The sequence below is a fragment of the Methylobacter sp. Wu1 genome, assembly GCF_036553575.1.
In the GTDB taxonomy this organism is placed as follows: Bacteria; Pseudomonadota; Gammaproteobacteria; order Methylococcales; family Methylomonadaceae; genus Methylobacter.
Window position 1 is genome coordinate 104,985 of the sequence record NZ_JAZHOC010000042.1, and the last position, 21,988, is coordinate 126,972.

Sequence of the window (21,988 nt, forward strand, 5' to 3'; positions counted from 1 at the left end):
TAATTTAAGCGCTGACTCCATTTTGACGATGAACGACAATGACATGCTGAGCCTCCTGTTCCTGCCTTCTGGCAACTTCCTGAATCTGATGTCTTTCCAGAAGCACGCCCAGGCTGATGTCTGTCAGATAATGGCGAATCTGCTCGCTCAGGCCCATCCACAGGTCATGGGTTAAACAGGCCTGGTTATTCTGGCAGTTGCCTTCACCGCCGCATTTGGTTGAATCGAGCGGTTCGTCCACAGCGGAAATAATATCGGCAATATTAATCTCGCTGGCCTTGCGGCTGAGTTTATAGCCGCCGCCCGGCCCGCGTACGCCTTTTACCATGCCGGCACGGCGCAGACGCGCGAATAATTGTTCCAGGTAAGACAGGGAAATAGTTTGACGAGTAGCAATTTCAGTTAGGGTAACCGGCTTTTTTTGGCTGTGAAAAGCCAAATCCAGCATAGCAGTTACGGCGTAGCGACCTTTAGTGGTTAAGCGCATAAGACCATCCTTTACAAATACAATAAGTTCTCATTGCTATAACTATACTTAACCCAGCAAAATAGTCAACTTTTAAAAGGTTAATATTTTTGTGGTCAAATCGTGACCGCTATTGAAGTATTAAGCTATTATAATCATATACTTAAGACTATCTTAAGAAAGGATTGTCAGTCCAACGAAAAGGCTGGCGGTTTGTATGAATTGATGACAGGATAAATATATTTATGCCTCCGGATATATCGTCAATCCGGAGGCATAAATCATTTATTAAATCTCTTCTCTTTTGTCTTTTACATAGCTGTCTTCGATTTCGCAGCCTTCCAGATCAGGCACCGGCGGTTGCGAGTAGGCGATGCCGGCATCATTCAGCGCTTTTTTCATGGTTTCTATCTGCTCGTCCAGCACATGAATATGATCGAGCATGCGGTTGATTGCGTTAGCGATAGGGTCCGGCATGTCTGCCGTCGCGCCATAGGCATCGAAGCCCATCTTGCTGGCGATCGCATCGCGCCCCGGTGTTGATTTTTTGGCTTTTGAGTCAACAATATGGCCAGGAATGCCGACTATCGTTACGCCAGGCGGTACGGATTTCAGTACGACCGAATTCGAGCCGATGCGGGCGCCTTGCCCTATTTCGATAGGTCCTAGAACCTTTGCGCCGGCGCCTATGACCACGCCGTTGTGCAGCGTCGGATGGCGCTTGCCTTTCTGCCAGGTCGTGCCTCCCAGCGTGACGCCGTGATACAGCGTGCAGTCATCGCCGATCACGGCGGTCTCGCCTATCACGACGCCCATGCCGTGATCGATAAAGAAGCGCCGGCCTATTCTGGCGCCGGGATGGATTTCGATGCCTGTCAGCCAGCGGCTGATATGGGAAATAAAGCGCGCCAGCCATCTGAAGCCGGCGTTCCAGCAATAATGGCTGAGGCGGTGAATCAAAATGGCGTGTATGCCGGGATAAGCCGTAATGACCTCAAAGACGGATTGCGCCGCCGGATCCCGTTCGAAAACGCACAGAATGTCTTCTTTCAATCTGCTGAACATATCATTGATTCCTTTTATGGCCCTGAGACATTCTCAAGATACCTCTGAGGATATCCACCTCTTTAGTATCGAGCTGTGCACGATTAAAAAGCCTGCGCAGGCGCCGCATGATCGATTTTGATTTGTCGGGATGCATGAAGCCGATATCGGTCAAGGCTTCGTAGAGATGGTCATAGAACATCTCCATCTGCGCCGTCGTGGCCAGAGGATCTTCACCCTTGTCGCCGATCATGATCTCGTGCGATTGGCCAGAGGCGACGAATAATTCATAGCAGATCACCTGCACGGCCGCGGCAAGATTCAGCGAGCTGTATTCGCTATTGCAGGGGATGCGCAGCAGGTAGCGGCACAGGTCCAGTTCATGGTTTTTCAGGCCGGAGTTTTCACGGCCAAAGATAATGGCCGCTTTGGCCGTCTGCGCCTCAATAGCGAGCTTTTCGGCGCATTGCCGGGGCGTCAATTCCGGCCAGCTGATGGTCCGGCAACGGGCGCTGGCGCCGATGACCAGTTGGCAGTCGGCAATGGCTTCCTCCAGGCTTTGGCAGACCGTTGCCCGCGCAAGTATGTCATCGGCGCCGGATGCCCGCGAGGTTGCATCGGCGCTCGGAAAAATTTTAGGCGCAACCAACGACAGATTAGTCATTTTCATATTCTTCATGGCCCGGGCAACGGCGCCTATGTTGCCCGGATGCGAAGTTTCGACCAGAACGATTTTGATATTAGACAGCAACGTGTTGTCTCTTCATGGAAAAAAGAGCCAATTTTAGCAAAAGATTTGGTATGCTATGGAGGTTTTCTACTCGCTCATTATAAATTCAGCCTATGCAACCAATGCTTAATATTGCCGTCCGCGCTGCAAGAAGCGCCGGCGACCTTATCGTACGCTCATCCGACAATGTCGGGCGTTTGCGCATCAACCAAAAAAGCAGGAATGACTTTGCCAGTGAGGTCGACCAATTGGCCGAACGGGAAATCATCAATATCATCAGAACTGCTTATCCCGATCATGCTATCCTGGCTGAAGAAAGCGGCGCGCATAAAGGCAATGATTTTGTCTGGGTGATCGACCCGCTGGATGGCACGACAAATTTTCTGCACGGTTTTCCTCAATACGCTGTTTCCATTGCCTTGGTGCATAAAGGCAAAATCGAAGTCGGCGTCGTCTACGATCCGCTGCGCGATGAATTATTCACTGCCAAACGCGGCAGCGGCGCAATGCTGAACAGCCGCCGCATCAGGGTGACAGCCCAGGCCGGCTTGACAGGCGCGCTGATCGGCACAGGCTTTCCTTTCAAAAATCTGCAGCATCTTGATGCCTATCTGGGCATGTTTCGCGCCATGTCGGATTCGGCCGGTATCCGCCGCGCCGGCGCTGCAGCGCTGGATCTGGCTTATGTGGCCACCGGGCGTCTCGATGGCTTTTGGGAAATCGGCCTGCGCGAGTGGGACATGGCGGCGGGCATCCTGTTGATCAAGGAAGCCGGCGGCGTCGTCACCGATTTTTCCTTCAATGATAAATACATGGAGTCGGGCAATGTGATTGCCGGCAATCCTAAAATGCATCAAATCATGTATCAGGCGATCGAGCCGCATGTGACGCCGGCTCTGAAATAACAATCCGGATAAACCACGAAGAACACGAAGTTTTCTTTGATTTTCTTCGTGACCTTCGTGGTTGATGGCAGGGTGTTTCCGGTTGTCAGGCTCCTTGTCAGACAGCCGGAGAAAGGCTTTAGTAGGTCAGCGTCAGCCCGACGTTGAACGAGCGGCCCATGCCGGGCACGGCAGTCCCTGGTACGCTCTTTTCCCCGATGTAAGTGCCGCCTAGCGGCAGCGCATAGTTTTTATCCAGCAAATTGTCTATGCCGGCATCGACGCGCATGTGCTTCCAACTGTAGCTGCTGCGCAGATTCAGCAATGCGTAACCAGCGGTTTTCGGTTCCAGGCGCACATCCTGCACATGGTTTTTGGCATCGACGATCTGAGTTTCGATTGTATTGGTCCAGCCGCCCAGCCGGTGGTCCAGTGCGACCAGCGCATTGAACGGCATCTGCTGGTACAGGTTGCCGCCCGTGTCGTTATTTTGACCTCTTACGTAGCTCATGACGGCTCTGCCGGTCAGGCTGCCGTATTTGCTGGAATCCAGCAGCCGTTTCTGGCCGGACACATCGACGCCGAACAGATGGGCTTCAAAGTTGTTCAGCTGCAGCAGATTAAAACCGCCCATCGCCGGGCTGGCGCAGGTCATGCCGTTGGCCGGCTGACAGAGTTCGGCATCGATATAATTGTCGACGTTGGTGTAAAAAGGCGTGACCTTGACCTGCCAGTCTTCCTGATTGGCATCGTGCCAGTCGGCAGTCGCGCTGATGGTGTGAGCAACCTCGGGCTGCAGGTTGATATTGCCCACATAGCCGTTACCATCGCCGACCCAGTTGTTCATGAACATATTCATCGGCATGACCATCATGCCCATGCGGGTGCCGCGCGACCAGGCATAGCGCTCGTACAGGCTGGGCGAGCGCGTTTTTCTGGCGACGCCGAATTCATAGGTCTGCATATCGTTGAAGGTGTAACGCGCCAGAGCCGTCCAGTCGATATTGACATCGGTGCGCTTGTGTTTGGTATTGTTGAAGGCGGTGGCTTCCGGCGTCAGCTTGCCGTAGTCCATGACATCGCCGGTATCCATTTCCACGCCGCCGACGCGGATGCCGACCTGGGTCAGCCATTGGGCGTTCCAGCGGGCTTCCCATTCGGTAAACACATCCAGCCGGTCGCGCTTGCCTTCAAAAATGTTCCAGAAGGGGCCGGAGCCCTGCATCATTTTCATCGGGTCGGTACCGATCGGATCCCACCAGTCGTTCAGGCGATAGCGCTGATATTCGCTGCCGACGGTCAGCAGATGTTTGTCGGTTATATCGATGTTGGCTTTGACCATCAGGCCCTGGTTGATGCCATGCGTATCCATGGGCATGGTCCGGCCTGATTCGCCGCCTTTGTCCTTCAGGAAGTTCATCTTGTGCCGGGCGTCTTCATGATAGGCGCGCGTTTCCAGGATACCCCAGTCGAACTGGCTTTTGGTGGAGATATTGGCGAACCAACTGTCATCGCCGACCATGTCCATGCGCACGTTAGGAAAGCCCTGATAGGGGATGTTTTGCTGGCCTACCTTGATGACGGCTTGATGCCGGTCGTTGCGCAAGGCCAGTGATAATGACTGGTTTTCAGACCGATAGAGCGAAGAGGCGACTACGTCATTGCCGTTGATTCTATTGGCGGTTGTGAAATCGCCGCCGGCTTTGTAATTGCGCGACTGCACCGAAGACCCCGTGTAAGTCAGCGACGCGTTCTCGTTGGCTATCGAAGCGGAAATATTGCCGCCGTATGCGTCGCCGTTGCTGCGGTAGAAGCCTGACATCTGACCCCTGATCAAAGGCGCCTCGCCGTCCTCGGCAAATTCGGGATCGGCCGAATTGACGCGAATCGTCCCGCCGATGCTGTCGCCGCCGAGGCTCACCGGCGTGATGCCGGCCAGTATCTGGGCGCTCAGAACGCTGGACGGCGCTACATAAGAAAGCGCCGGATTCATATGATTGGCGCAGGCCGAAATCAAATTCATGCCGTCTACTTGCACCCGTAACCGGTCGTCCGCCATACCATGCAGAATGGGCCGGCTTGAAATGCCGCCACCGCCGGAAAGACTCATGCCGGGCACGTCGCTGAACATTTTGGCCGTATCGCTGATAGCCGTCCTGGATAGCGCTATCTTGGAATGGTCGAGATAAGAGCCGAAAGGTACATCGATATTCGATGCCTGGCCTTTGATGATCATCGTATCCAGAACCATGGCGTCGTCCGCGTTTGTAGTCTGTTCTTTGTTCTGGCTGGCGTTGACGTCGGCTTTATCCGCAGTTACAGGTTCGGCAGCAATCCCGCTTCCTAAATAACTCGCTCCCAATAATAGTACATACTTCTTCATTTTTACTTATTTATTAGTTAATAACTTTCTAATAATAAGCATTTTTCATACCATAATATTCAGCCGCTCATCGGATTTAGTATTTGCTTATATAATATAAAGATATCTAATTAAAAATGTAAATAAACACTGACATATAAGTAATATTGGGATCACATTTGTGGCAAATGACCTATTTTTATGTGTTAAATAACATAGTTTAATTATTTTCAATAAATCGTACGGATAGAGGGCGGTCGTGTTTTGCCGGGCGTAAAAGGGCAGCTTGATAGGCCTCAGCAAGAGGCTTTGATGGTTTGGATGGGCCGGCGGAATAGAATTTTTTACTGATGTTACGCCGTTGCAGGGGGATTACTTATGTCCTGCACGGCATTCGATCCGAAACACTGTTATTTTAAAGAGGTCATTAAGTGCGAATACCCTAAAGGGCACAAGTGAATTCGCACTTACGCCGATCTGGTCATGATATCAGTGAAGACGACCGGCGGCCATGTTGGTCCGGATTATTGGCCGGGGCAGGGGATGAAGCCCATGTCTGACTAGCGGATCAGTCCGGTATCTAAACCGGGGAATAATAAAGCGTCCTTGCGGTACGGCTTGTTAAAAAAGCTCCAGCGCCATCATCAGCGCATCTTCGCGGCCATTTTCAGCCGGATAATAGCCTTTCCTGATGCCTATTTCGTTGAAGCCCATGTTTTCATACAGGGCGATAGCGTTTTTGTTGGAAGGCCGCACTTCCAGGAAAACGGTTTCGGCCCGTTCCCTTGCCGTTTCAATCAGATGCTCCAGCAGCTTCCGGCCAATGCCTTGGCCTTGCTCGGCAGGATCTACGCAGAGGTTCAGAACATGCGCCTCGCCGACGGCGATGGAAGCGATACAATATCCCAGCACTTTATCCTGCTCTTCGCAAACCCAGCAATCATAGCGCGCTTTCAGGCAATCCTTGAAAATGTCCTCCCCCCATGGGAATGGATAGCCTCTTTTTTCGATGGCTGCCACGCTGGGCAGATCGGATACAGCCATTCTCCTGATACGCATTAAATCCTTTCTACTCATGGAGTCGGGAAACACCTTGGCATAGAATTCCCTGTCCGCATCATAAACCAGCCAATTTTTTATCTTGTCTAACATTGCCCGCATAATCAACCTTCTGTGTACGTCTTCATCGCCAACTGTAAATCCATCCAGGCTTTGCGCTTGTCCGGCAGTGACCTTAACAAATAGGCGGGATGATAAACCACAACGACCGGCGTTTCATCTAAAGTATGCACTTTGCCTCTGAGCTTGGCTAGCGGGGCCTCGGTTTTTAACAAGGCCTGGGCGGCAATGCGGCCTACAGCCAGGATGATCCTGGGCTGGACAAGCGCCCGCTGCCGCTGCAGATACGCATGGCAGGCGTCAATCTCGTCCGGTTTGGGGTCGCGATTGCCGGGCGGCCGGCATTTCAAAATATTGGCGATGAAGACATCGTCCCGGGCCAGTCCCAGCGCCCGCAGCATTTCCGTCAGCAGCTGCCCGGCCTTGCCGACAAATGGCTGGCCTTGCAGATCTTCGCTCTGCCCGGGCGCTTCGCCGATCACCATCCAGTCGGCCTGTTTATTGCCGGTGCCGAAAACGGTCTGGGTGCGCGTCTCGCACAAGGCGCATTTCCGGCACGCCGCCACTTCGGCTTGCAGAGACTCCCAGTTATCCGGTCCGGGGTGCGCCGGCTCATGATCTGCCGGCGCTAGTGCGGCAGTCTCCGGCGCTGCATTATCAATGAGCAGCTGCTCATCCCTGCCGGGCGCAGGCGCGGCTCTGGGAACCCAGACATCGATGCCCATCGCCTCCAGATATTGCAAGCGCAGCGCGTTATCCATGACAGTTCACTATAAAAGGCTAAACATCACCTTTCTGCGGATGCCGGCGCTGATTCGGCGTCTGCAGCTTATTGATGGCGTTGACATAGGCTTTCGCCGAAGCAATCACGATGTCGGTATCGGCGCCCAGGCCGTTGACGATGCGGCCTGCTTTTTCAATGCGTACCGTGACTTCGCCCTGGGCGTCGGTGCCGTTGGTAATGTTGTTGACTGAATAAAGCTCCAGCGAGGCGCCGGATTGCACGACCTCTTCGATGGCTTTAAGGCTGGCATCGACAGCGCCGCTGCCGCTGGCCTTGCCCATGATTTCCTGATTGTCGATGCGCAAGGCAACCGTCGCGTTAGGGATTTCGCCGGTTTCGGAACAGACCTTCAGCGAAATCAATTTGACATGTTCGTCTTCGGCTTCGAACCCGACTTCCGATATCAGCGCCTGCAGGTCTTCGTCGAAGATTTCGTGCTTTTTGTCGGCCAGTTGCTTGAAGCGGAAAAAGGCATCGTTCAACTCTTCTTCGGAAGAGAATTCAAAGCCCAGTTCGGTCATGCGGCTCTTGAAGGCATTGCGGCCGGAGTGTTTGCCCATGACCATGCGGTTGGCTGTCCAGCCTACATCCTCGGCGCGCATGATTTCGTAAGTTTCGCGGCTTTTCAGCACGCCGTCCTGGTGAATGCCGGATTCGTGCGCGAAGGCATTGGCGCCGACGATGGCCTTGTTGGGCTGCACAGGAAAGCCGGTAATCGACGAGACCAGTTTTGAGCAGGTGACGATCTCGCGCGTATCGATGCCTGTCTGGCAGGCAAACACATCCTGACGGGTGCGGACCGCCATGACGACTTCTTCCAGCGAGGCATTGCCGGCGCGCTCGCCCAGGCCGTTGATCGTGCATTCGATCTGGCGTGCGCCGTTCATGACCGCAGACAGGGAATTGGCAACAGCCAGCCCCAGGTCATTATGGCAATGGACCGAGAAAATGGCCTTGTCCGAATTCGGGATACGCCTGATCAGGTTGGCGATCGTCTCGCCGAACTGCTGCGGAATACTGTAGCCGACCGTATCGGGGATGTTCAGCGTCGTGGCGCCGGCATCGATGACGGCCTCAAGAATACGGCACAGGAAGTCTTCCTCCGAGCGTCCGGCGTCCTCGGCCGAGAATTCGACATCGTCGGTATACTGCCTCGCGCGTTTCACGGCCCGGACCGCATACTCGATCACTTGCTCCGGCTGCATCTGCAGTTTCATCTGCATATGGATCGGCGATGTCGCGATAAACGTATGGATACGCGAACGGTTGGCGTCTTTAAGCGCCTCGCCGGCGCGATCGATATCCTTGTCCAGCGCTCTGGCCAGACCGCATACGGTACTGTCTTTCACGGCTTTGGCTACGGCCTGAACGGCTTCGAAGTCGCCAATGCTGGCGATAGGGAAGCCGGCTTCGATAACATCTACTCTCAAACGTTCCAGCGCCTTGCCAATCCTGACTTTCTCATCACGCGTCATTGATGCGCCTGGGCTTTGTTCGCCATCGCGCAAGGTAGTATCGAATATAATTAACTTGTCTTTCATAGGGGCTCCATGCATGGAGAACTATCAGCGGTTCCGCTGATAGCGATTAGTAAAGAGGGTTTAAACAAAGTAAGAGAGAAGAATGCGCCCGTCAGGGCAGGAATCTTAAAGATAGACACAGCAATGCGCGCGGCCCTGGCCCGTCAGGCAGGGTGACAGTAAAAACGTTGTTAAAAGGCATAACGGGCTGGATGGACATGATCATGACTATACGCGAATGACACGGGGCTCTCAAGCAGATTTTTTACGGTTTGCGCCCCTGCAGCCGGCGCTTGCGCATGACCAGCGTAATGACCGGACCTGAAATCGCGTACGCCAAAAATAATGCAAACAGCATGATCTGAGGCTGCGCCATCACGAAAGCGATGCCCAGCATAACGGCAGTGGCCACAACAAATGGCACTTTGCCTTTCAAGTCGATTTCCTTGAAGCTGGAATAGCGGAAGTTGCTGACCATCAGCAATCCCGTGCTGATCATCAACACGATGGCGACATATTTAAGCATTTCAATGTCATAGCCATATTCCAGGCAGATCCAGATAAACCCGGCCGGAATGGCGGCCGCAGCCGGGCTGGGCAACCCCTGAAAATAGCGCTTGTCGGCAGATTCGACCTGGGTGTTGAAACGCGCCAGTCTTAAGGCGCCGCCGGCCATATGGACGAAGGCCGCGAACAGGCCCAGCTTGCCGAGGCTGGAAAAAGCCCACATATACATGACCAAGGCCGGCGCCGCGCCGAACGAAATCATGTCCGACAGACTGTCGTATTGCACGCCGAATTCGCTCTGCGTATTAGTCAGGCGCGCCACGCGGCCATCGAGCCCATCCAGCACCATCGCAACGAAAATCGAAATGGCTGCGGTTTCGTACCGGCCGCCCATCGCCGAGGTAATGGCATAGAAGCCGGCAAACATGGCTCCCGTAGTAAACAGGTTAGGCAACAGATAAATGCCGCGGCGGCGGCGATTAGGGCGCTTTTCAGAAGTCATAAAGGTCAATCGGTCCTTGCTTTGTCTATAAATAAAAAACAGTGCGCGGAATTATACAATGAGCCTATCGGACGGGCATAAATTAATAACCGGCGCCGGGCAATGAGCCGGCACTTCCATACAGGCAGTATCGGTTAGTACTATGACAACTTTATGTCCGGTTTCTTTAGATCATCGGGTATTGTTTCGATCCTCATATCGAGGGCGTCCGCTGAGCTCAATCGGTATCACACAGGAATAGCCCATAGGCCTCTTGGCCAAGTATTGCTGATGATAGTCCTCGGCGTAGTAGAATTCACCGGCCGGCCGAATTTCGGTTGTTATTTCCCCGAGCCCTGCCTCTGTGAGGCGCTGCTGGTAATGGTCCCTTGACTCAAGCGCCTCCTCGAATTGCTCCCGAGTGTAAGTGTATATGCCTGAGCGATATTGCGTGCCAATGTCAGGGCCTTGGCGCATGCCTAGGGTTGGATCGTGGGCTTCCCAGAACAGCTTCAGCAGTTCGCTATACGAGGTCAAAGCCGGATCGTAAATGACCTTCACGACTTCGGCATGGCCGGTCAGTCCCGTGCAGACTTCCTCGTAAGTCGGGTTGGGCGTATAGCCGCCGCTGTAGCCGACAGCCGTGCTGTATATGCGGGGATGTTCCCAAAACTTTCGTTCGGCGCCCCAAAAGCAGCCCAGGCCAAACAAGGCCTGCTCCATGCCGGGCGGGAATGGCGGCAGGATCGGATTGCCGGTAACGAAGTGATGATTGGTGACGGGCATCGGTGTATCACGGCCGGGCAATGCGTTCGCCGGGTCTGGCAGTACGAGCTTTTTTGATGAGATAATCATAGCTATAGCCCTTCGTAGGTGGATTAGGAACTGTTTGAACACAGGTTACTCTGATCTGATATGAGAATAAAGCACATACAATTAACTGGAGAATCATGATAGAGCAAGATGTTTTGCGCCGCTTTTTATTCGAAGACATGGGCGTGCGTGGTGAATGGGTCAAGCTGAGGGATAGCTGGCAAGCGGCGAAGGCGCATCAGCAAGGCCCGCAAAACGTGATGCAGCAGTTGGGGCAGGCGCTGGCGGCTGTCACGATGCTGTCCGCGACCGTCAAATTCAGAGGCTCGATGATTATGCAGGCGCAGGGCGACGGCGATCTGAAAACGCTGGTAGCGCAGTGCACGCATGACCGAAAAATCAGAGGGCTGGTAAGAAGCGCCGACCTTGTGTCAGGTAGTACGCTGGAGCAGATGTTCGGACACGGGCGCCTGGTGCTGACCATAGAGCCTGAAAATGCCGAGCCTTACCAGGGCATCGTGCCGCTGCAGGGTGCAGGTCTTGCAAATGCCCTGGAAACTTATTTTACGCAGTCGGAGCAGTTGCGCACCCGGCTGTGGCTGTTCGCCAATGAGATGCAGACGGTCGGTTTGCTGTTGCAGGAGCTGCCGGCTCAGCAGAGTTACCGGTCTGATTGGGACCACATCGAAATGCTGGCAAACACCGTGACTGAGCAGGAGCTGATGACGCTCGATTGCGGACAGATGCTGCATCGCCTGTTTCATGAGGAAAAAGTCAGGCTGTTCGATTCCGAGCCGGTTGAATTCAAATGCGCCTGTTCCCGCGAAAGACTGGAGCGGACCCTGTTGGCGCTCGGGCGGGCGGAGCTGGAAAGCATTTTGAACGAGCGGGATGTCATTGAAGTGGGTTGCGAATTCTGCGGTGCACATTATCGTTTTGACAAGGTTGACGTGGAAGGCATTCTGTCCCAAGAGAAGACAGCGAATGGGCCCGAAACGCGGCATTAATAGCATCGTCATGAAGCGAGGACTCCGCCTAATCGGCCTGCTGGCGCTGGCCTTCTCATTGACCGGCTGCATTTACTGGCTGCGAGCCTATCAGACTTATCTGCAAATGGGCGAATTCGACCGCTACTTTAGCGTGGCGGCGGCCGATGATTTCACGCTGGAATTTAAAAAGCCGATCATGTACAGCCAGGATTTTGTATCGCTGGCCAAGCTGTATCCCAGCGAGAATGATGCAACTCCGGAAGGGCGGCGCTTCCGGTACTGGTTTCGCAAGGTTGACAGCCACAACCAGGTGATTAAGCCGGAGATCAAGTTTTATTCCGAATTGACCTTCAACAAGGAAGACCGCATCACCTCCTGGTCTTTCTCGCCTTTGTTCCTGCAAATAGCGCCACCGAAGTTTCTGGAAGTGTCGCTGCGTTCGATCGGCGGCGCCGAGATCGATAAGGAAAAACAGCAGCTCCGCGCCAATACTGACCTGCTAGAAAAAATTTCCGCCGATCTGCCCAGAAAACCGGCAGTTATCGCGCATTTGGGCGCGCCGCTGGAAGTGCAGGTGGAAAAAGAAAATGAAGTGTATATCTATCATTTTCTGCTGGAAACCCATGGCATAGAAGAGGGCTATGAAGACCGCGCCTTAAGCGAGGTAAAACTGACTTTCGATAAATCGACCCAGGAGCTGGTCAGAATGGCCGGGCGTTTCGCGGGCCTTAAGGTATCGATCAATTACCGGAAGTTTCTTGATAATGCCAGTGAATCGGCAAAAGCTTCATAAACCGGCGTATCTGCGCCTCGCTCGTCAATTTTTAAAAGCCTTGGCGAGCGCCTGCTTTCAGCCGGCGCCATCTCCATCTCCATCTCCATCAATGCGATTCGAATCGCAACAGAAGATGCGCACTCATTAAGCAATATCGACAGGTGAATGAGAGGGATTTATGGACATTCAGAATGAACAATTAGCGTGTAGGCTGGGTTGCTAAAAGCTGCGGTGCTTGGCGTGGCAAACGGGATATAATCGTCCTTGCGTAACATCATTTTTAAGAAATGTTGTTTGTCCAATGATCGGTTCGATTTCTAATTGAAATGCGGCGCTGATGAAAAAAGCGACCAGCGTCTTAAGGACATGGCTTTTTTAAGGCGGTCGGTAGCCATTTGCATAGCCGCCTCACGAGGAGGAATATTTTGCCTTTGGGAAATTTCCAAAACTTTTTCCGTATTTTGTCTGACTTTTTCCTCTATGGTTTGTAATGCGGTTGTTACCATCGCGCCGTGGTACTCTTCCGCGCCGCAGATAACGCCGCCTGCGTTGGCAATGAAGTCAGGAATGCACATGACGCCTTTTTCAAACAATTGCTTTTCAGCGCCATCGGTAACCGGAATATTGGCGCCTTGCACAATCAAGCGGGTTTTGAGCCGGTGTACATTGTCTTCATTAATAACATCGGGACGGGCGGCAGGGATCCAGATATCGCATTCTATATCGATAATCTCGTCCAGTTCCAGGCGTTTGCCATCAGGATAATCGGCAACACTTTTGCCTGCATCTTTAAGCGCGAACAGCGCTGATATGTCCAAACCTTCCGGGTTGTAGATAGTGCCGCGGCTGTCATTGGCGGCAATTAATTTGGCACCCTGTCCGGATAAAAACCGGGCGGCATGCTTGCCGACAGAACCGAAGCCCTGAATCACGACTGTCGCATCTTTTAAATCAAAATTCAAATAACGCAAGGCAACGTCTGCCGCGTGATATACGCCCCAGGCTGTCGCACCGATTTCATCCAAAGGAATGCCGCCCAGCTCTCTTGGCAAGCCGATAGCTCGGCCGTTTTCGTCCTTGACCCAGGCCATGCATTCTTCATCTGTACCCATATCCGGTCCAAAGATATAGGATTCTTCATTACGCAGCGACGCAGCGGCGGCACGTATGATCTGCTGTTTTTGGTGTTTGGGCATTTTGGGATCGCCGTAAATAACCATTTTGCCCCCGCCGTGAGACAGGCCGGCGGCGGCATTTTTGAAAGTCATGGCCCGCGCAAGACGAAAACATTCATTAAGGCTAACATCCATGGCTATGCGCACCCCGCCGATAGAAGGGCCCATGGCGACATTATCCACAACCAGTATTCCTTTCAGGCCGGCGGAAGGCTCATAGATATGAATAATTTTTGCAGGCCCTATTTCATCAGCATATTTGAAAAGATCTTGCATGCTATGCCTCTATTTATTTTTGATTCAGAAAGCAACATGATTTGAGTTATTTACTGATGTTATGCAGTTGTAGGGTCGAATTCATTCGACTCGGGACAACCCGTGATATACAAGCAATGCGAATAAATTCGCACTTACAGCGCAGAGCTGAATCCCCTGACGCGCCGGAAACGATTCGTGCGTAACATCAGTTATTCAAAAAACTGAAAATGCTACGTTCTTAAAATTTAAGACATGAATTACTTAACTTAAGTTTTTAGCAGCATGTTCATTTTGAAATTTCTTGTGATAAGACCGTATTGTCTATTAATCCCTGTTTGACGAGCTTTGGCAGCTTATTGCCTTATATAAAAAACACGGGAAAGCGATAAAGCTGTTTGCCTGCAAGGCCGGGGCAGTCAGGATTAGATACAGCCATTGGCCTCGGCACATTTTGTTCTTTGAAATGTTAAAGTTTTCCTTAGTTGGTTGCTTTGATTGCTCTATTACCCTATAGTCTTCTGTTTATGTCCAATCAGGCTGTATGCCTTGATGGGTGATTGCATAATAGATGAAGCTCTGTGTGTACATGATCATGGTTGCAGTTGGAGCGGATCTCACTGAAATTTAAGGTTTAATGGAAGAGTTATTTATCGGTTGGCTCAAGGAATACGGTTACATTATCCTGTTCTTGTGGTCCATATTAGAAGGTGAAATCGGCCTGATCATGGCCGGAATCATGTCTCATACTGGCGATATGCAGTACTTCATGGCGGTTTTCGTGGCCGGCCTTGGCGGTTTCGCCGGTGATCAAATTTATTTTTACATCGGCCGTTTTAACAAAGGCTTTATTCAGCGCAAGCTGCATAACCAGCGGCGCAAATTTGCGATTGCGCATTTGCTGCTGAAAAAATACGGTTGGCCCATTATTTTCATGCAGCGCTATATGTATGGTTTGCGTACCGTCATTCCCATGTCGATAGGTATCACCAAATACTCGGCAAAGCAGTTTGCGTTGATCAATCTGCTCAGCGCTTGGGTATGGGCGGCGATTACGATAACCCCGGCCTATTTTTTTGGCGCGGAAATATTGAACATACTGGCCGTAGCCAAGCAGCATTGGTATTTCGCGCTGCCCGTAGCAGGCGCTTTTCTTTACGCGGTTTATACCTATTTCCACAAGCTGGAGCAGCATTTATTGCAAAAGCGCCAGAACCGTTTCTCGGATTCATAGCGAGACGGATAAAGAATTTTTGAATCCCGCTAGAACATTATTCATCACCAAGCTCACGAATGACTGCATGGGCAAATGATCGGATCATTCTCTGCCTGTGCAAGCCGTTCGTGAGTTTTGCGGTCATCCTGTATCTAAAATTTTCATAATTTTATAAGCACTGGCGACGAAATTAATTGGCGAAAATAGGTCATGGTTTTCGCTCAATTGTCGTGCTTTTTTCCTGTCTTTAACCGTTCTGACCCCGCAGGCTAGGGCGTGCCATGACGTTATTCAAGCATTAGCCGTAGTACGGTTTATTTACTCTAGTCAGGTTTTAGAGAGAGCGGCTGTTTACGATGCACGCGTAAAAATCTGGACCTGATCTAATAGGTCTCAACAAAATCTGACATTGAAAGTCTGAGTTCGACCCCTATGTGTAGATGCCAACTATGTGCAGTGCGGTGATATTTGCTGGCTGAAAACCACAATCATATTGGCTTATAAGGAAGCCGAAAGCTTACCAGCTGAACATAGTTTTTGCTGTTGTTCTGAAATCGAAATCTCTCGCTTCGATACGCAGAGACTTGCTTGACTCAGAAAAGCTATAAATTTGGCACGAATCCAAGAGCCAAAATATAGAAAATAAGCGATTTCCTACCAAGTGATGCGCTGACGGTGCTCCCTCAGGAGCAGAAACTATGTATAGATGCTTTCGGCCCGATGCAAGAGCCAATCTACCGTCGATAATTATAACTGCACATAGTTGGCATCTACACATAGGTGCCACTATGTTAAGCTTAACATAGCGACCCGTTGCCGCCGGTCATGCGTCCTTGATATTAGTCCACAATCGAGCCGAAAGCGGTCATAGATGTTGCGTTAGCAGAGTATAATCGACCGTTTCGCAAGCAATATTTCTCCGTTTACGCTTCGGTATAGGGCTTCTCTCTGTTTGTAACACGTTAAAGTTCTAGCCATCATATTGCTGATAAGATAAGAGTCCTATAAAATGATTTAAATCTCTTTAGCGAATTGAACTAATGATGAATTATTAGTTTAGTCGGGCGTTTAGCCAGACTCCAATTTATTGAGTACTTTTAGGGGCGCGGAAGCTGTTTTTCGCGCTTCTTCCGCTCATAGCTCCAGAAGCGCGAAAAACAGCTTCCGCTTTATCAATGTAAAGAGATTAACTAAGGCTTTAACGAGTTTTCCTCATTAAAGCCTTATATTTTTACAGGTCAATTGATGCAAATTCTTCAATTTTTGTGCCAAGAATTATCCGTTACAAAGCAAGAAATTAGCACCTTTGTCGCCTCCGCTCCCAAGAAGTATAAAAAATATACTATTCCAAAAAGGTCATCTGGCACACGAGTTATCGCGCAACCTGCTAAACGACTAAAAGATTATCAGCGGTGTCTGATTAAGTTTCTTGAAACAAAACTTCCAATTCATGATGCCGCATTTGCCTATAAAAAGAATATAGGTATCAAAGAAAATGCCGAACGGCATAAGAAGTCAAACTATCTATTGAAAATGGATTTTCAAAACTTTTTTTATAGCATTACACCAAAGCTATTTTTTGCTGCTTTAAAGAAGCATAATATTGAATTCGCGGTAGAAGACAAATACTTATTAGAAAAAATTTTGTTTTACAATCCGAGCAAAAAAAGCGGCGGAAAGTTGGTTTTAAGCATAGGCGCACCAAGCTCTCCGTTTATATCAAATTTTATAATGCATTGCTTCGATGAAACCATAAGTAAAACATGTCTAAGTTTAAATGTGGATTATACTCGTTATGCAGATGACCTGACTTTCTCAAGTAACGCCAAGAATATATTATTTTCAATTCCTGCGCTGGTTAAGGAAACTCTGCGTGATCATTTCGATAATGCTATTACCGTGAATGAAGCGAAGACTGTTTTTTCGTCCAAGGCACATAACAGGCATATAACAGGAATAACCATTACCAATGAGAACAAATTATCGATTGGACGGCAAAGAAAGCGTTACATATCTTCGTTAATTCATCGATTTTCAATCAATCAATTAGACAACGAGGATGTAAAACATTTGCAAGGGCTACTTGCCTTTTGTCTAAATGTAGAACCGGATTTTGTCGAACGTATGAAGAAAAAATACTCCACAGAAATTATGTATGCCATAAAGCTTGAGGCCAGAGGAATCAATGAAAAAGAATAGCTCTATTAAAGCCCTTGAGAATAAAGCGAGAAAAGGCGATCTCGAGGCACTTTTTCAATTAGGGGAACATTATTCACAAGGTAAGTTTGTAGAAGTCGATACCATTCTCTCTAATCAATATTTTGATCAATTTGTTGAGGCTTTTAGAGAGCCCAGGCTGACAATGTCCTCTCTAAAGCTGGTTAACTTTCGTGGATTCGAATCAGCAGAAATCAAGTTATCTGCTTCTAAAGTAACCGTGTTTATCGGTAATAACGGGGCGGGTAAAACAACGCTATTGGATGCTATTGTCAAAACATTATCTTGGTTGCGTATTTTCTTAGTTAGTCATGATGGAAAAGGAAAATCTATTGATTCGTCAGATATAAATAATATAGCTGTTGAAAATTACGCATCTATCATCAGTAATTTTACTTTACTCAACTCAGACTACATTGTCGAATTATCAAAAGCAAGGGATGGTAGCAATACCAAAAGAAGCGGGCAAATTCAAAACTTTAGATTACTGGCAAGTTTTTATAAATTAGCAAGATCGAGAAATTCACAATTTAATTTCCCTATACTAGCCTATTATTCTGTTGATCGAACAGTTGAATTAAGAAGTCAGCAGTTAGTTCAAGCCAGTGAAATCGCTAGTTCGAGAAAGTCGGCGCAATTATTTGCTTATAACAATTCGCTTAACGGCATCGCTGATTTTAAAACGTTCTTCCAGTGGTTTAAGGATTTGGATGACATCGTTAACTCGGAAAGCCAACTCAATCAGGATGTTTTGATTGCCATTGCCAAGCTAGAAGCTGAATTGGATAGTGATTTGTTCAGTCAAATGGAGCAACAGGCTAAGTTGGATGAAAATACTAGAAAAGTATTAGCCGATTTTAAAAATACCAAGCAAAAGGAAATTGACGAGCTTAAATCAAGGTTTAATAAAATTGAACCCATCCTAGCAAAGCAAATTATTGACAATGTATCCAATGCTATTTATCAATTCTTGCCAGAATTTAGCAACTTGCGAATTCAACGATTGCCTAGTATCGATTTGTTAATCACAAAAAACGAAATCACCCTAAGTATTTCTCAATTATCAGATGGCGAAAAAACTTTATTGGCATTAATTGCTGATATCGCTCGTCTCCTAGTAACGTTAAATCCATCATTAAGTAATCCATTATTGGGGAATGGTATTATTTTAATTGACGAAATTGAATTGCACCTGCACCCTAATTGGCAACGCGCCGTGATAGGTAAACTGAACAAAACCTTTCCAAACTGCCAGTTTATATTAACCACCCATTCTCCAATCGTCATTAGCGAATCCCGCGATTTGCTTTGTTATTCGCTCGAAAATGGTGAGGTGCAAAAACTTGAAAATCTGTACGGCATGGATGTCAATCAAGTATTACTGCAAGAAATGGATGCCGATATTCGCAATGCCGAAATTCAAACCGATTTAGATGATTTGCGCGATTGTTTACAAGATGGAAAATTAGAAGAAGCTAAAAAATTGATAGCCGAGCTCGAACAAAAAATCGCCATCGATCATATAGAACTGAATAAAGCGAGATTGCTTATCAGGCGCTTGGAGGTTCAACGTGCGGCAAATCCTTAAAATTGAAGGATGGGAACCTGAAGAACTGACTGCCTGGAAAAGAGCTAATCCTTGCGGACGTTACCAAGAATTAGGCAACAGCAGAGGAGGTGAATTAGCCCGAAAGGCTATACGCCGCGATGCAATCAAAGAACAATTCGGTTTGTGCGGGTATTGCTGCAAAAGCATCAACCTGGAAAATAGTACCAACGAACACGTTATCAGCCAGCAAAGCGATAGAAATCAAACGTTGAATTTTGCCAACATCATCGCGTCTTGTAATAAGAAAAGTCGCTGCAACCAAGCACGTGGGGCCAAAGAATTAGCACTAACACCGCTAATGCCGGAATGCGAAACCGAATTAAAGTTCTATCTATCCGGTAAAGTGGAAGGCAAAACAGAGCGTGCTTCAGCTGCCATTGGGGCTCTTGCGTTGGACAATAGAGCGATCCAGGATGAGCGTAAACAACTGGTGGATGTTCTTATTTACACAAATACAGGTTCTCAACCGAGCGAATTAGAGCTATTAGGCGATGAGTTGCTGAACGACCTGATTAGTACACTGGATAAGCCAGATGATTCAGGGATATTGCCGCCTTACAGTCCGGCTTTGATAAATATTATTAGAGGATTTTTGAATGAATCATGAGTTTTTCTTTGTGTGGACATAAAGGAAATTCAAATGAGCTGTGTTGCTATTTCTAATAAAGAGTTAATGGTTCTATACTCTCACCAAACCAAATTGAACAATTAACATAAGCGAAAAGCCCGCTGGATTTCTAAGTTACATTCTGTTTTGGCTAGAAAAGGCCACTTTGCAGTCGTTGAACAATGCAAGTTCTGCGACAGGTTCTGGCACAACCAAGACAATCAGTCTTATTATTCACGATCCAAGCTCAAATTTAACCTTATTTCAGAACCTGTCAGACCAGGTCCAGATTTCTGCATCTCTCAAAAACCGGAATCGGTTATTTTTGTGATTCGGTTCACAAAAACGACAAATAACGGGCTTCTTTTATTTCCGACTAAAATACTTGGTATATACTCCATAGCAAGGGTTAACGAGAAATGCCCTTGCTTCAATAGCTGTTTAGTATGACGTTGAATAGCTAAAAATTATAAAAATTAGAAGTTCATATTAGGTAGGTAACATGTCACATGATTTTGACAAATTAACGCACTATGCCAAATCATTCAGCGAATTAACGCCTGAACGAGAAGCCTTGTTGATCAAGGTGGGCGAACAGATCAAACCCAAACTGGCCGGAATTACCGAGGATTTTTATCAACACCTGCTTACCATTCCGCAAGCATCCACTTTTCTCGGAGGGCGGGTTGAATCATTGAAAAAAACCCATGCCCTCTGGATGGAAGGATTATTTACCGGACCTTTCGACAAAACCTATACCGAACACATGTACAAAGTGGGCGATGTGCATGTCAGAGTCAATTTGCCGGTTGAGTTCATGGCGGGCGCCATGACCTTGATCAATCAACGCCTGATCGGCCTGATTGTGGAAACCTATGGTCATGATAAGGAATTCTGCGCTCAGGTACTGGTTGCGATCAATGCCGTGACCGGCATGTCGCTTTTGGTGATGCAACAGTCGTATCAGGCCGCCAGTCTGGCCGAGGAACTGGAAAAATTCCTCAAGATTTCTGGAATGAGCCGTGTATTGTTTACCAATCTGGCTAACGCTTACAAAGATAAATAGGAGATTTCAATGCGTTCAGATATGTTAGTTTCGGTATTGTCGGATTTGAGCGGCACTTCTGCGGATATTGAGGCGGCAGGCGTCATTTCGACCGACGGTTTAATGATGGCTTCAGTGCTGCCGAATTCAATGGATGAAGACCGGGTCGGCGCCATGAGCGCCGCGATGCTCTCATTGGGAGATCGTACCGCACAGGAACTGGCCCGCGGAGAATTGGAACAGGTGCTGATAAAAGGCGATACCGGTTATGTGTTGATGACTCATGCCGGCAAGGAAGCGGTGCTGACCGTAATGGCCAAGCCTAATGCCAAGCTGGGGTTGATTTTCCTGGATGTCAAAAGAGCCGCCGGCAGTATCTCTGAATTGCTCTGATTGCCTTTAAGTGACCCAAAAATCCAACACCTGCTATAACCATAAGAAATAGCCGGGTCTGTAATGTAGAGGCACGGATTCAATGTATCGGAAGCCGTAGATTGGATTGATGCGAAAATCCATTCTACGGCGCCTTGATAGGAATCAGCCTTGAAAAGAAACCGAAGCGCTGATTGAAACAGCGGTTTAGTCCGCCAGAGAGAGGCCGCTAGGCACTTTTTTGGGCGCGGTAGATCTGAGATCCAGGCTGCTGGGGTCGGTCAGGGCATGTAAATAATCCAGCAACAGCTTGACTTGTGCATCTGTAAGCGCAACCGGATTGATTTCTATGCTGTTCGCCAGGTTGAAGCGGCTTGTTGCGTCGTTATGAACAATAAAGTCCTGTTCATCCAGATCCGAGCGGGACGGCAGAACGGCTTGGGAGACGTCATAGTGCTCAAGGCTTTGCTCCGGGTTCAGATGGTGTCTGACCACGGCTTCCAGAGTATTGTAAGCTCCGTCATGCCCCCATGGGCCGGTCAGCGCTACGTTGCGAAGGCTAGGGGTTCTGAATTTATACCGGTCATTGGCATCGCCTGTAACCTGCTCCCTGCCATAATCATCATGCCCTTCAAGGCCATCGCCTTTCCCGGGACCAATTTGCGGCATGCCCAGTGCATGAAAAGCATGATCCGTTTGGAATTTTCCTGAATGACAGCTGACGCATCCCGCCTTATTGAAAATTTTCATGCCTTCCACGGCGTTTTTGCTCATTGCGGCCGTTTGCCCCATCATATAGTAGTCGTAAGGGCTGTTATCGGCTCTGTACGCGGCGGCTTCGAAAGCGCCGATGGCATTGGCAATATGAGAATAGGTCACCTGCTCAGGAACTTTCAGGCGAGCTATGCGCAAATCTGGTGTATGGAGAATCAAGCGGCGTCCTGTTGTAGATCTCCGGTTTGTTTAATGCCGTTGACGAATTTCACGCCGGTAATGACCTCGGCTAACTGTTGATAGC

General features: G+C 49.2%; 20 protein-coding genes. 9 read left to right on the top strand and 11 right to left on the bottom strand.

Annotation, left to right across the window (positions count from 1 at the left end):
* Positions 1–4: 4 nt before the first annotated feature.
* The 3 genes from V2P20_RS06575 to V2P20_RS06585 all read right to left on the bottom strand — a co-directional run bounded on the left by V2P20_RS06575 (position 5) and on the right by V2P20_RS06585 (position 2,261).
* Complete coding sequence (locus V2P20_RS06575; RefSeq protein WP_331817300.1) at positions 5–487, bottom strand: Rrf2 family transcriptional regulator; 483 nt, start codon at positions 485–487, stop codon at positions 5–7.
* Between the two features lie 267 nt (positions 488–754).
* The gene (gene cysE / locus V2P20_RS06580; RefSeq protein ID WP_331817302.1) at positions 755–1,531 is read right to left on the bottom strand and encodes a serine O-acetyltransferase; all 777 of its coding nucleotides are present in this window, start codon (positions 1,529–1,531) and stop codon (positions 755–757) included.
* A gap of 1 nt (position 1,532) precedes the next feature.
* Positions 1,533–2,261, bottom strand: coding sequence for an RNA methyltransferase (locus V2P20_RS06585; protein WP_331817304.1), 729 nt, complete (start codon positions 2,259–2,261; stop codon positions 1,533–1,535).
* 92 nt (positions 2,262–2,353) lie between these two features.
* Here V2P20_RS06585 and V2P20_RS06590 point away from each other — a divergent pair, with 92 nt between their 5' ends.
* Entirely contained in the window at positions 2,354–3,145 is a 792-nt protein-coding gene (locus tag V2P20_RS06590) for an inositol monophosphatase family protein (RefSeq protein WP_331817306.1), read from the top strand.
* Positions 3,146–3,263: 118 nt separating this feature from the next.
* Here V2P20_RS06590 and V2P20_RS06595 read toward each other — a convergent pair whose 3' ends face one another.
* The 6 genes from V2P20_RS06595 to msrA form a co-directional block, all read right to left on the bottom strand.
* On the bottom strand, positions 3,264–5,507 hold the full coding sequence (locus V2P20_RS06595) for a TonB-dependent receptor (RefSeq protein WP_331817308.1): 2,244 nt from the start codon (positions 5,505–5,507) through the stop codon (positions 3,264–3,266).
* A 600-nt stretch (positions 5,508–6,107) separates the two neighbouring features.
* On the bottom strand, positions 6,108–6,647 hold the full coding sequence (gene rimI, locus V2P20_RS06600) for a ribosomal protein S18-alanine N-acetyltransferase (protein ID WP_331817310.1): 540 nt from the start codon (positions 6,645–6,647) through the stop codon (positions 6,108–6,110).
* Between the two features lie 2 nt (positions 6,648–6,649).
* Positions 6,650–7,366, bottom strand: coding sequence for a uracil-DNA glycosylase (locus V2P20_RS06605; protein WP_331817312.1), 717 nt, complete (start codon positions 7,364–7,366; stop codon positions 6,650–6,652).
* A gap of 19 nt (positions 7,367–7,385) precedes the next feature.
* Positions 7,386–8,930 (bottom strand): 2-isopropylmalate synthase, encoded by a 1,545-nt coding sequence (locus V2P20_RS06610; protein ID WP_331817314.1) that lies wholly within the window; start codon positions 8,928–8,930, stop codon positions 7,386–7,388.
* 244 nt (positions 8,931–9,174) lie between these two features.
* Positions 9,175–9,918 (bottom strand): CDP-diacylglycerol--serine O-phosphatidyltransferase, encoded by a 744-nt coding sequence (gene pssA / locus V2P20_RS06615; protein ID WP_194971540.1) that lies wholly within the window; start codon positions 9,916–9,918, stop codon positions 9,175–9,177.
* Positions 9,919–10,089: 171 nt separating this feature from the next.
* The gene (gene msrA, locus V2P20_RS06620; RefSeq protein ID WP_331817316.1) at positions 10,090–10,752 is read right to left on the bottom strand and encodes a peptide-methionine (S)-S-oxide reductase MsrA; all 663 of its coding nucleotides are present in this window, start codon (positions 10,750–10,752) and stop codon (positions 10,090–10,092) included.
* A gap of 95 nt (positions 10,753–10,847) precedes the next feature.
* Here msrA and hslO point away from each other — a divergent pair, with 95 nt between their 5' ends.
* Both hslO and V2P20_RS06630 read left to right on the top strand, forming a co-directional pair.
* The gene (gene hslO, locus V2P20_RS06625) at positions 10,848–11,717 is read left to right on the top strand and encodes an Hsp33 family molecular chaperone HslO (protein ID WP_331817318.1); all 870 of its coding nucleotides are present in this window, start codon (positions 10,848–10,850) and stop codon (positions 11,715–11,717) included.
* Positions 11,695–12,492 (top strand): hypothetical protein, encoded by a 798-nt coding sequence (locus V2P20_RS06630; RefSeq protein ID WP_331817320.1) that lies wholly within the window; start codon positions 11,695–11,697, stop codon positions 12,490–12,492. Before hslO ends, V2P20_RS06630 begins: the two co-directional genes overlap by 23 nt.
* Before the next feature lie 299 nt (positions 12,493–12,791).
* On the opposite strand, the gene V2P20_RS06635 is transcribed toward V2P20_RS06630, so the two are convergent.
* Entirely contained in the window at positions 12,792–13,925 is a 1,134-nt protein-coding gene (locus V2P20_RS06635; protein ID WP_331817322.1) for a Glu/Leu/Phe/Val dehydrogenase, read from the bottom strand.
* A 616-nt stretch (positions 13,926–14,541) separates the two neighbouring features.
* On the opposite strand from V2P20_RS06635, the gene V2P20_RS06640 reads away from it, so the two are divergent.
* The 6 genes from V2P20_RS06640 to V2P20_RS06665 all read left to right on the top strand — a co-directional run bounded on the left by V2P20_RS06640 (position 14,542) and on the right by V2P20_RS06665 (position 20,991).
* Positions 14,542–15,138, top strand: coding sequence for a DedA family protein (locus tag V2P20_RS06640; RefSeq protein WP_331817324.1), 597 nt, complete (start codon positions 14,542–14,544; stop codon positions 15,136–15,138).
* Between the two features lie 1,227 nt (positions 15,139–16,365).
* Positions 16,366–17,319, top strand: a complete 954-nt coding sequence (locus V2P20_RS06645) for a retron St85 family RNA-directed DNA polymerase (RefSeq protein WP_331817326.1) — start codon at positions 16,366–16,368, stop codon at positions 17,317–17,319.
* The gene (locus V2P20_RS06650) at positions 17,306–18,925 is read left to right on the top strand and encodes an AAA family ATPase (RefSeq protein ID WP_331817328.1); all 1,620 of its coding nucleotides are present in this window, start codon (positions 17,306–17,308) and stop codon (positions 18,923–18,925) included. The genes V2P20_RS06645 and V2P20_RS06650 overlap by 14 nt, the downstream gene beginning before the upstream one ends.
* On the top strand, positions 18,909–19,553 hold the full coding sequence (locus tag V2P20_RS06655) for a hypothetical protein (protein ID WP_331817330.1): 645 nt from the start codon (positions 18,909–18,911) through the stop codon (positions 19,551–19,553). The genes V2P20_RS06650 and V2P20_RS06655 overlap by 17 nt, the downstream gene beginning before the upstream one ends.
* 502 nt (positions 19,554–20,055) lie before the next feature.
* A complete protein-coding gene (locus tag V2P20_RS06660) occupies positions 20,056–20,619 on the top strand; it encodes a protoglobin domain-containing protein (protein ID WP_331817332.1) in 564 nt (187 codons plus the stop codon).
* A gap of 9 nt (positions 20,620–20,628) precedes the next feature.
* Positions 20,629–20,991, top strand: a complete 363-nt coding sequence (locus V2P20_RS06665; RefSeq protein ID WP_331817334.1) for a roadblock/LC7 domain-containing protein — start codon at positions 20,629–20,631, stop codon at positions 20,989–20,991.
* 186 nt (positions 20,992–21,177) lie between these two features.
* On the opposite strand, the gene V2P20_RS06670 is transcribed toward V2P20_RS06665, so the two are convergent.
* Entirely contained in the window at positions 21,178–21,903 is a 726-nt protein-coding gene (locus V2P20_RS06670; protein ID WP_331817336.1) for a hypothetical protein, read from the bottom strand.
* Positions 21,904–21,988: the final 85 nt, after the last annotated feature.

Bases quoted from the DNA above. Each gene is read 5' to 3' on its own strand.
- V2P20_RS06575 (WP_331817300.1), bottom strand. From the start codon at position 487: ATGCGCTTAACCACTAAAGGTCGCTACGCCGTAACTGCTATGCTGGAT.
- cysE (WP_331817302.1), bottom strand. From the start codon at position 1,531: ATGTTCAGCAGATTGAAAGAAGACATTCTGTGCGTTTTCGAACGGGAT.
- V2P20_RS06590 (WP_331817306.1), top strand. From the start codon at position 2,354: ATGCAACCAATGCTTAATATTGCCGTCCGCGCTGCAAGAAGCGCCGGC.
- V2P20_RS06595 (WP_331817308.1), bottom strand. From the start codon at position 5,507: ATGAAGAAGTATGTACTATTATTGGGAGCGAGTTATTTAGGAAGCGGG.
- rimI (WP_331817310.1), bottom strand. From the start codon at position 6,647: ATGCGGGCAATGTTAGACAAGATAAAAAATTGGCTGGTTTATGATGCG.
- V2P20_RS06605 (WP_331817312.1), bottom strand. From the start codon at position 7,366: ATGGATAACGCGCTGCGCTTGCAATATCTGGAGGCGATGGGCATCGAT.
- V2P20_RS06610 (WP_331817314.1), bottom strand. From the start codon at position 8,930: ATGAAAGACAAGTTAATTATATTCGATACTACCTTGCGCGATGGCGAA.
- pssA (WP_194971540.1), bottom strand. From the start codon at position 9,918: ATGACTTCTGAAAAGCGCCCTAATCGCCGCCGCCGCGGCATTTATCTG.
- msrA (WP_331817316.1), bottom strand. From the start codon at position 10,752: ATGATTATCTCATCAAAAAAGCTCGTACTGCCAGACCCGGCGAACGCA.
- hslO (WP_331817318.1), top strand. From the start codon at position 10,848: ATGATAGAGCAAGATGTTTTGCGCCGCTTTTTATTCGAAGACATGGGC.
- V2P20_RS06630 (WP_331817320.1), top strand. From the start codon at position 11,695: ATGGGCCCGAAACGCGGCATTAATAGCATCGTCATGAAGCGAGGACTC.
- V2P20_RS06635 (WP_331817322.1), bottom strand. From the start codon at position 13,925: ATGCAAGATCTTTTCAAATATGCTGATGAAATAGGGCCTGCAAAAATT.
- V2P20_RS06640 (WP_331817324.1), top strand. From the start codon at position 14,542: ATGGAAGAGTTATTTATCGGTTGGCTCAAGGAATACGGTTACATTATC.
- V2P20_RS06645 (WP_331817326.1), top strand. From the start codon at position 16,366: ATGCAAATTCTTCAATTTTTGTGCCAAGAATTATCCGTTACAAAGCAA.
- V2P20_RS06650 (WP_331817328.1), top strand. From the start codon at position 17,306: ATGAAAAAGAATAGCTCTATTAAAGCCCTTGAGAATAAAGCGAGAAAA.
- V2P20_RS06660 (WP_331817332.1), top strand. From the start codon at position 20,056: ATGTCACATGATTTTGACAAATTAACGCACTATGCCAAATCATTCAGC.
- V2P20_RS06665 (WP_331817334.1), top strand. From the start codon at position 20,629: ATGCGTTCAGATATGTTAGTTTCGGTATTGTCGGATTTGAGCGGCACT.